The following is a 9095-nucleotide window of genomic DNA, read 5'->3' as shown; positions in this document are numbered from 1 at the left end:
AACAAGGAAAAATCTTGTTAAACCTGAAAGAAACTATTTTATCCAGTGCTATAACAATTTTTAAATATAATTTATTAAGAAGTATTTTTGCAGTTATAACCGGACGCTCAATGGTGCTAGAGTGCCCGTTTGGGAGCATGGTTTTGGAGGAACGGTTAAACCACTGATGGAGTCTATTACGACTACCTCGATTAGAAGATTGTATAATCTAACCGTCCCAAGCTTAAATACTTCTTCATTATAAGTTATAGGAGGTCAATTACAATGACAAAAAGTAAATTAGAGGTAATGAATCCTGATGCAGCAGGGATAGATGTTGGTTCGGCTGTACATTATGTATGTATACCCGAGAGAAGAGATGAGCAACGTGTTCAAAAATTTGGCTGCTTCACTGAAGACCTTCATAATTTAGCAAGGTGGTTAAAAAAGTGTAAAGTTACAACCGTAGCGATGGAATCAACTGGTGTATATTGGATTCCTTTGTTTCAAATACTGGAATCTTACGGTTTTGAAGTTAAGTTGGTAAATGCGCGACATGTAAAAAATGTACCTGGGAGAAAGTCAGATGTTCAGGACTGTCAGTGGTTACAACAACTACATAGTTATGGATTACTCCAAGGGTCATTTAGGCCAGATAGCCAGATATGTGTATTGCGTAGTTACGTGCGACAACGTAAGAACCTCACTGAAAGTGCATCTACACATGTTCTGCGTATGCAGAAGGCATTAATTCAAATGAATATACAACTGCATAGAGTTATAAGAGATATAACAGGAGTAACTGGTATGAAAATTATCAAGGCTATAATTAAAGGCGAAAGAGATTCTGGGAAATTGGCTCAATTCAGGGATGCACGAATAAAAAATGATCAGTCTACTATAGCAAAAGCGTTAGCTGGCGATTATAGAGAGGAACATGTATTCACGCTAAAGCAAGAATTTGAACTATATAATATTTATCAAGAAAAAATAGCAGAATGTGATAGAAATATTGAGGTCTATTACAAAACGTTTGAAACAAAATCTAACGAAAGTAAACAGTTGAGTAAGGAAAAGAATAAGCACAGAAAAAGTAAGCCTGACTTTGCTTTGCACGAGGAACTGCACCGAATAACTGGTATGGATTTTACTAAAGTTCCAGGGCTTGATATACTAAGTATACAGACTATAATTTCAGAAACTGGTATAAACCATAATAAATGGTCAACAGAAAAACACTTTTCATCGTGGTTAGGACTCAGCCCTGCCAATAAAATTACAGGAGAAAAAGTGTTTAGCACAAGAACGCGTAAAGTCATTAATCGTGCTGCGAATGCATTTCGAATGGCTGCTAATTCTGTAGGAAATAGTAAAAGTTCATTGGGTGCATACTACAGGAGATTAAAAAAACGATTAGGAGCACCAAAAGCAATAACAGCTACTGCAAGAAAAATAGCATGCATATTTTATAGTATGCTCAAATACGGACAAGAATATGTAGAAAAAGGAATGGAATACTATGAAACACGATATAAGGAGAGAGCTGTAAAAAATTTGATCAAAAAGGCACGAGAATTTGGCTATACTTTAGTGCAACAAGAGGAGCTAGTTAAGGAAGTTTCTTAGAAGTATGGAATGAGCAATGCTGATTTATTTATAGCTATTGAAAATGCTGAAATTGATAAAGTAAGGAACCTAATAAATGATGGAATCAATGTTAACGAGAAAAATAAAGATGGACAGACTCCTTTACATTTAGCTGTTGAAAAGAATAATGAAAAAGCAGTAGATGCTCTACTAAAAGCAAGAGGAATTAATGTTTATGCAAAAGATAGTTCAGGAAAGACTCCTTTAGATCTTGCTCATTATAGAGATCACAAAGGAAGTCACACTACATTGATGATTGCTCTGACAAAAACACAAAATGAAATAGAAGATTTGTGTTTAGCTATTAAAGATGTTAAGGTTAAGGAAATAGACGATTTAATAAATGGGGGAGTAAACGTTAATGTAATAGATCAAAATGGAATGACTCCTTTACATTATACTGCCAAAAAACACAATAAGGATATAGCAAATGCTTTAATAAAGGCAGGAGCAGATATTAACATAAAAGATCAAGATGGAAGAACACCTTTACATTGGACTGCCATAGAACGTAATGAGGGTGTAGCAAATGCTTTAATAAAAGCAGGAGCAGATGTTAACGCAAAAGATGACTATGGAAGGATTCCTTTACATTGGGCTGTCAACGCAGGCAGTATAGAGGTAACACAAATTCTATTAGAGACAAAAGTTAACGTTAATGCACAAGATAAAAATGGAAAGGCTCCTTTACACTTGGCTGCTAAAGAAAATCACGCAGAGTTAGTAAAAGTTCTGTTAAGTAATAGAGCAGATATTAGCGTAGAAGATCACCATGGAGATACTCCTTTCAGTTTAACTACTAACGAAGAAATAAAAGCTCTATTAAGAAATGCTGCTTTACTTAAGGCTGCTAAAGAATGTGATATTCAGGAAGTAACCAGTCTAATAGAAGCAGGAGCAGATGTTAACGTAAAAAATGAATATGAACGTACTCCTTTACATTTGGCTGTTAAAAATTGCAATAGAGAGTTAGTAACACTTCTATTAAATAGTAATAAAGTAGATGTTAATGCAAGAAATAAACATGGCAGTACTCCTTTACATGTAGCTGCTCTAAACAACAAGAAAGATGTAGTAGAAGTTTTATTAAATCATGGGGCAAAGAGCGATGTGGTAAATAACTATGGGAAGACTCCTATCGATTTAACTGCTGATGAGGACATAAGAACTATATTAAAAAATGCAGAAAAACCTGATGGGGATGAATCATCGACAGATAAGGAAGGGCAAGGAGATAATGTTCCATTACATCCAGGTATTAAAGGAAATTCAGAAGAGGAAGAACACCAACCAGATGATAATAAAAAGAGAGTATAGGAGAAGGAACAAGTGTGGAGCCTACTTCTAAAGAGCCCACACAAACAGAAGAACAGCCGAGCTCTTCAGGTAATGCAGAAGGTCTACAGAAAGATGCTGGTACGCAACAGCCAAATGATAATGGGAGTACAGGAGAAGAAGAACAGCCGAGCTCTTTTTTTAGTAGTTTATTTAGTATAGTTACAAAACCTTTTTCATTAATTATATCATTTTTCAGTGGGTTTTTTTCATGGTTGTTTGGGTTTAACGAGGAAGAATTTACATCACAAACCGATGCTTTGCTTAAAGTCGATTCATTAAATGAAAAAAAGACAGGTCTACAACCTGATGAGGATTCTTCTGATAATCATCTATTTGGGTGACAGAAGGTAGTTTCAGACCTCGCGATTCCAAGAAAAACTCTTCTTACGCTTGCTGGTTTTGGTTGCTGGAAATGGTTGCGTTGTTTAAATTTATTAATGTTGTATACTACTAAATTAATAGCTGTTCATTTAAGAACCTCCTTCAACTTTACCCAACTCGACACATATACTTTTTGAAACATTGCTACAAGTAGAAAAAAACAGGTTACCCACCTTAACTTCTTTAAATTTGCTCACAATCTCTACTTGATGCATAAGGTTTTTGTTACACTCCTTTCATCTACCGATTACCTCTACCTACCGCCTTTACCTTTGCTAAGGTCAGAAACACACTAGCTTCAGGACTTTCTAAGCTCGACTGTGGCAGGCCACCAAAATTACTGGAATCACTAACACTAAGCGATATAGGTGCTTCTACTGGTCCACACCCTCCTCCCACTCTGTGATATCCTAATTCTAGATAAGTACGTAATAATGGATCAATTTGTTCTCTATTTTGAATGTATGCTTGCAATTGCACATCTTGAAATCCCGGATCATTCCTGAATAATTGTGAAATGCCCACTCTTATGTTCTGAAAGTAATTTCTATCTCTGTTTGGGTGGTTTCTTTCGAGAAAGTCACGCATAATATTTACAACATTCTGAACTTGTTCTCCAGGATTTTCATTTAGGACTCGATTAATATCCTTAGCATTTTCTAATGCCCATAAACCACAATTCCAACCATCTGTTTGCTGACGAACAGAAACATTATTAATCCTGATATTATTTCCTAAGTTATTTTGAATGATATCGGTAATACCACCTGGAACAGCAGTAGCAGTTGAATCAGCATAGTACCCAACATAGTTCCCATTTTGACGTTCAATCACTAGTGTAACCCAATGAGTATTATTTAAAGTAATGATTAAAGTTAAACGCTGTTGTTCTTCATTTTCCCTAAATTGATTTAATACTCTAACAATGTGCTCGTTACCGTCATTCCTTGCCAAATTAGCTGCTTCAAAAGTGTGATTACCTTCAGTACGAAGCTGATATTGCAATCTTCCAGCATGAGCTATATCAATTTGTTGAAGCCAGTAATCATAATGTCCATTTCTCGTTGCAAATTCTAGTGTAAGTAGATCATTTACTTCTATCCCTTGATTTCCAAGAATATCTCTTATTTGTCTTCTTATTCCTTGTGCTGTAGGAATGGCATTATCACCTCCCATTATTCTTGACCTTAGTATTTCTAGGAGTTGTTGTATACTACCTTCGAAGGTAGTAATACTAACACATCGATTATCACCTAGATCAAACGGTAAAATCTGGTTCCGTCCGGGATTTTCTCGAATATAATTTATTAAATTTTCACGAGTCTGATCTGATAATAGACCCTCTGGTGGATTTTCATCAATAACACTTTCAGGGCCCACTAGTCCTCCTGATCTTAAGTCACGACCACCACGATCAAGTTTATGTACATACTCTTCTCTTCCTATTCCTTCTGGAATAGATATCAGACCTTCTACTCTCCCTGCACCTGCATTAAATATAAGAGGAAATAAAACCGCCTCATTTCCAGAAGTAATAAGCAAATATCCTCTTTGCTTGTTCATAAGTTCTTTTATTCGATCTTTTGCGTTATTCTCCTTTTGTGCTACTTCTTCTACATTACCAGCAAATCTTAATATATATCCAATTGGATGAGTATCTAGATCATTCTCTGTAGGTTGTCTTAATAATAAAAGGTCTAATGTCTGTTCTGTAATTCTTGTGAGTATTACCCTTTCTCCTTCTTCTTCCTGCCCCCTTTTCAAACTATATGTTTGACCAACTTTATACATAGCAAGCACTTTATAAGGATTATCACTAGCATAAAATGTACCATGTAGTATAGAACGAAACTTACCCTCACTATTAACATTTATTGCGTCCCTAAGTGGCATCAATATTCCAGAGATCTCTTGAAATAGTTCTCTATGCTGACCTACATTTTTCCAGCCATCGTTCATAACCCTTTCTGAAATACCATGTACATTTTCAACATTAGGCACTTGTATAAGATCACCAGCAAGAAAATTATTTGCATTATTATTTTGGTAATCGTGATATAAACCAAGGTCATTTGGTTGATCAATATCTAGCTCAAATTGGTCATTAAGTGTGCATGAAACTTCCCATATATGAACATTATTTCTATTAACATTAAGAGCTTGTAAATCGATAGCTTCTTGCTGTTGCGCATCGTGAGCTCTAATATGAAGTGTAACTATATTATAACCCTGAGCATAAAAGACCATAGTTAAAGTATGTCTTCTTAAATCTCCATCACCGTATCTAAATATATACTTTCTTACACGTACTCGATCTTCTCCTTCTTCCAGCTCTAAATACTCTCTAGCAAAAGCACTACTCCCAAAAGTAAAACCAGTTATACAATCAAATATTCTGTTATAATTCTCTGCATTTCTTGGTATTTCAGCAGGAAGATGTTGAAGTAAGAAATCTCTAATATTTTCTCTAATTTCTTCATTCTCCAAACACTCAAATAATCTTTGTACTAAAGGAAATCTATCCTGTTGAAGCCCTACCGTATCAACCCTAAAAGGAATTCGATTTAAATCAAAATTTAATCCAAAACAAACAGTATGCTCTGATGTGGTATGAATAGGTATAAATGAAGAAACATATAATCTTTTAGCGTGACCTCTGGCACAGTCTAATGCGGTACTGGACAATGTTGCTCCTGTAGCAATATTAATGACAATAGGAACATTTCCTCTTTCTTCTTGATGACGTACAAGAAAAGCAACATGTGAGTTTCTAGGAGATAAGTCAAGATCGATGCCTATTGTGTAGCGATGACTAAAATTTGCTAAGAAACCTAATAAAAACCCGTAACTCTCAAACTTTTGACTGCGATTTTGAATGTCATTTTGTAGGCTGCCTAGGTAATTACGATAGATTCGAGTTATGTATGGCAAAATTCCTTCATTTATTCCACGTTCTACATTTATTCTTTGGTTACTTGCTAGCACTTCCATAAAATTGAAAATCCCTTGCTGACCTGGTGCAGCTTGCACAAAATTGACCAAATGACCAAGCTGTACTCTCTGATCTTGATTGAGTCGTATACTTCCTATTTCCTTAACTGTCAACACACTGCGTGGCGCAGGCGCATTAATCCCCCTAAGCCTATTGCGTTCTATATGCCTCAGAAGGCTAATCTCAGACGCTGAATATTTAGCAAATCTATCTCTACCTTGAGAATCTTTTTCACGAATCACCTCGAATACTGTTGCAATTGCCTCTCCCTGACTCCTGCCTTTCCCATGCATACATACTTTGTACTGCTCAAAACTTAGGTCTTCTTCCCTTAAACCTTGATTTTGCTGTATAATTTCTTGTACTAGAGAATCTTTCTCCCTTTCACTAAATCTTAACCCATCACTATTAGGACGATCAGAAATGCTGTAACACCTGACAACTTGCTGTCCGTCACGATTACGAGTTAAAATAACAACTTTTAGGTTTCCTGTATTTCTATTTCTACCACCTGTATCAATACCATGATTATCAAAACGAAAATAGACTTTCTCATCTGTATTCAAAATGCCTGCATCATGAGCAGTAGCAAACATACTAAAAAAGAATACAGGAAGGAAACGTCCTGTACCTACATGATACAAGAAAGATGGACATTGATCTAAAAAGGATTCAAACTCTTGTCTAAAACCATCAAGATCTCCATCCACTAAACTCCTAATAAGCCCATCACCATTACTCATACAAAATACCCCTTATTTACTACGACCAGAAATACCAAGAGTTCATAAGTGGATTACTTATTACCACTAAGCGTAAAGATGCTTTTTTTCTTATAAGAAGAAACACCACTTACACTAGGAGTTCCAAGCTCAGACTGCGGACTATCATCAACTGGCAAAGTTGTTTTCTTACTGCCATGAGCTTTAGATCGTGTCCGTAAATCATACCTAGGACCATCACCTCCAGGAGGTAAAGTTGTTTTCTCTAACTCAGAAAGCAATTCTTTCGCCAAATCATCGTAGTTTATACTTTCTTCCATTCCTTCTCTACCACATAATCTAAGGTTTTCTACCATGACTTCTTTAAAAAGTTCAAACTTTTCAGGAAAGCAACTTTTAGCAAATGATATTATATCTAATATTTCTTCTTTCTCTATTTCCCTATCGGACTTACAAACATCTTCTTTAAAAAGTTCAAACTTTTCAGGAAAGCAACTTTTAGTAAATGATATTATATCTAATATTTTTTCTTTCTCTATTTCCCTATCGGGCTTACAAATATCTTCTCGTTTCCAATTAATGATTAATCCCCCAAGTACACTCTTTATAGGAACTGTATAATTAGAAGTATTAACAGAGGTCTCTCTGTATTCAGTAAAGCGTTCACATTTCCAAATCTTCATAATAAGAGATCTAGCTTGAACACTTGACTCAGGATTTTTCAACATTACATTTGAAAGTGAGTAAAGGAGGAGGTCATACTCATCTTGTGAGAATATTTTCTCTGAATGATCTCCACGTTCTGAAACGCCTTTATAACACCAGCACTGTACCAAATCATGAACCGTATCAAAAAAACATGACTCTATTAATTCAGCAAGAAGGGAATATACTCCCTTATCTTTCTGCAGCAATTTCTGTAAAAGAGTATCTTTATCACCTATATTCCTTACACAAAAATCTAAAATAGGAGCGTCTTTCTCAACAGATTGAGGACGAGAAAGAGCAAGAATAGCTTCTGTAAGCTTCTTTTCCTTATCTTCTTCTTTTAAATGATTATAAAAATACTCTACCCCTTCACTCCACTTAAGTTTTACAGCACTGTCAAAACCTTCTACTGCATCATACTGCTTTAATTCCCCAGATTCTCTATCGATCCAGAAATCAAATACAGGACCTTTCCTTCGAATGCCACCCAAAAGCGAGTTTCGTATGTACTCATCAGTTATAGGATTACCTCTACTATCAAGTTCATCAGAAGAAAATCCATTTTTGTAGGATTCAAATGCTTTTTGAAAGAGTGGATGAATTTTATCTACTACACAGTAACTACAAGCCATCTCATATTTGCGAAGTGGATTATCGATTTCCTCTATTTTTTCTTCAGTAAACCTTTGACCTAAAGCAGCATTATCCAACCTTACACCTGACCAGCAACCTTCATCTTGGAATACATTGTGCAAGAACTTCAGCTTATCACCCTTAAAGTATTTTATGTGCTCCATAAAGTTATCCTGAAGGACTCCCACCCATCTCTTGATAGCTGACTTCCTCCCAGCAGCAACTGTTGGATCTGGATATTCAATAGCTTCCTGTAATTTTTTGGACATCGTAGCCCGAAGCTCTTCCTGTGTTGGCATTAACCCCTCTTGTTAAGTATTTATATAAAAAAGGTATTGTACAGACATTAGAATGGATTGCAATATTAAAATTACTAGAATAGAGGGTTTAATAAAAAAACGTTATGGCTAAAACTTCTTTTCTTGAATTTTCTTAATATAATCAACAGAAAACCCTGTTATTTCAGCAATAACATCAATAGAAACACCCGCCTTAAGTGAATTCTTTGCCACAGCAATTTTAGCCTGTTGTTCGCCCTCTTCCCTACCTTCCGCTCTGCCTTTTTGATGACCGATGAGGATGCCTTCTAGTCTGCCTTTTTCAGTAGCATCATCGAGTTTTTGAGCGAGGACAGCATGTTCATCAAGAATACGCTTTATCTCTTGTTCGTAGGCTATAAATTCTTTTTCTGACCA

General features: G+C 35.7%; 5 protein-coding genes and 1 pseudogene. 3 read left to right on the top strand and 3 right to left on the bottom strand.

The features are described 5' to 3' along the window. Positions 1–258: 258 nt before the first annotated feature. From OZD67_RS02150 to OZD67_RS02140, 3 genes are read left to right on the top strand one after another with little or no spacing between them, the layout of a single operon-like run. The gene (locus OZD67_RS02150) at positions 259–1605 is read left to right on the top strand and encodes an IS110 family RNA-guided transposase (RefSeq protein WP_182184072.1); all 1347 of its coding nucleotides are present in this window, start codon (positions 259–261) and stop codon (positions 1603–1605) included. A gap of 9 nt (positions 1606–1614) precedes the next feature. Beyond that, positions 1615–2943, top strand: coding sequence for an ankyrin repeat domain-containing protein (locus tag OZD67_RS02145; RefSeq protein WP_182183370.1), 1329 nt, complete (start codon positions 1615–1617; stop codon positions 2941–2943). Positions 2944–2957: 14 nt separating this feature from the next. Continuing rightward, positions 2958–3305 carry a hypothetical protein gene (locus OZD67_RS02140; protein WP_259346645.1) on the top strand — a complete coding sequence of 116 codons (348 nt, stop codon included), beginning with the start codon at positions 2958–2960 and terminating at the stop codon, positions 3303–3305. Between the two features lie 280 nt (positions 3306–3585). Here the strand turns inward: OZD67_RS02140 and OZD67_RS02135 are convergent, their stop codons facing one another. The 3 genes and pseudogenes from OZD67_RS02135 to OZD67_RS02125 all read right to left on the bottom strand — a co-directional run. Further along, complete coding sequence (locus tag OZD67_RS02135; RefSeq protein WP_182183945.1) at positions 3586–7080, bottom strand: cytoplasmic incompatibility factor CifB; 3495 nt, start codon at positions 7078–7080, stop codon at positions 3586–3588. A gap of 53 nt (positions 7081–7133) precedes the next feature. Further along, entirely contained in the window at positions 7134–8669 is a 1536-nt protein-coding gene (locus OZD67_RS02130; protein ID WP_274999665.1) for a cytoplasmic incompatibility factor CifA, read from the bottom strand. Between the two features lie 138 nt (positions 8670–8807). Next, a pseudogene (locus OZD67_RS02125) lies at positions 8808–9095 on the bottom strand (Rpn family recombination-promoting nuclease/putative transposase); the annotation flags it as partial.

Source organism: Wolbachia endosymbiont of Drosophila nikananu, from assembly GCF_028981865.1.
In the GTDB taxonomy this organism is placed as follows: Bacteria; Pseudomonadota; Alphaproteobacteria; order Rickettsiales; family Anaplasmataceae; genus Wolbachia; species Wolbachia pipientis_B.
This window is presented reverse-complemented; position numbering and strand designations above follow the sequence as displayed.

Bases quoted from the DNA above. Each gene is read 5' to 3' on its own strand.
- OZD67_RS02145 (WP_182183370.1), top strand. From the start codon at position 1,615: ATGAGCAATGCTGATTTATTTATAGCTATTGAAAATGCTGAAATTGAT.
- OZD67_RS02135 (WP_182183945.1), bottom strand. From the start codon at position 7,080: ATGAGTAATGGTGATGGGCTTATTAGGAGTTTAGTGGATGGAGATCTT.
- OZD67_RS02130 (WP_274999665.1), bottom strand. From the start codon at position 8,669: ATGTCCAAAAAATTACAGGAAGCTATTGAATATCCAGATCCAACAGTT.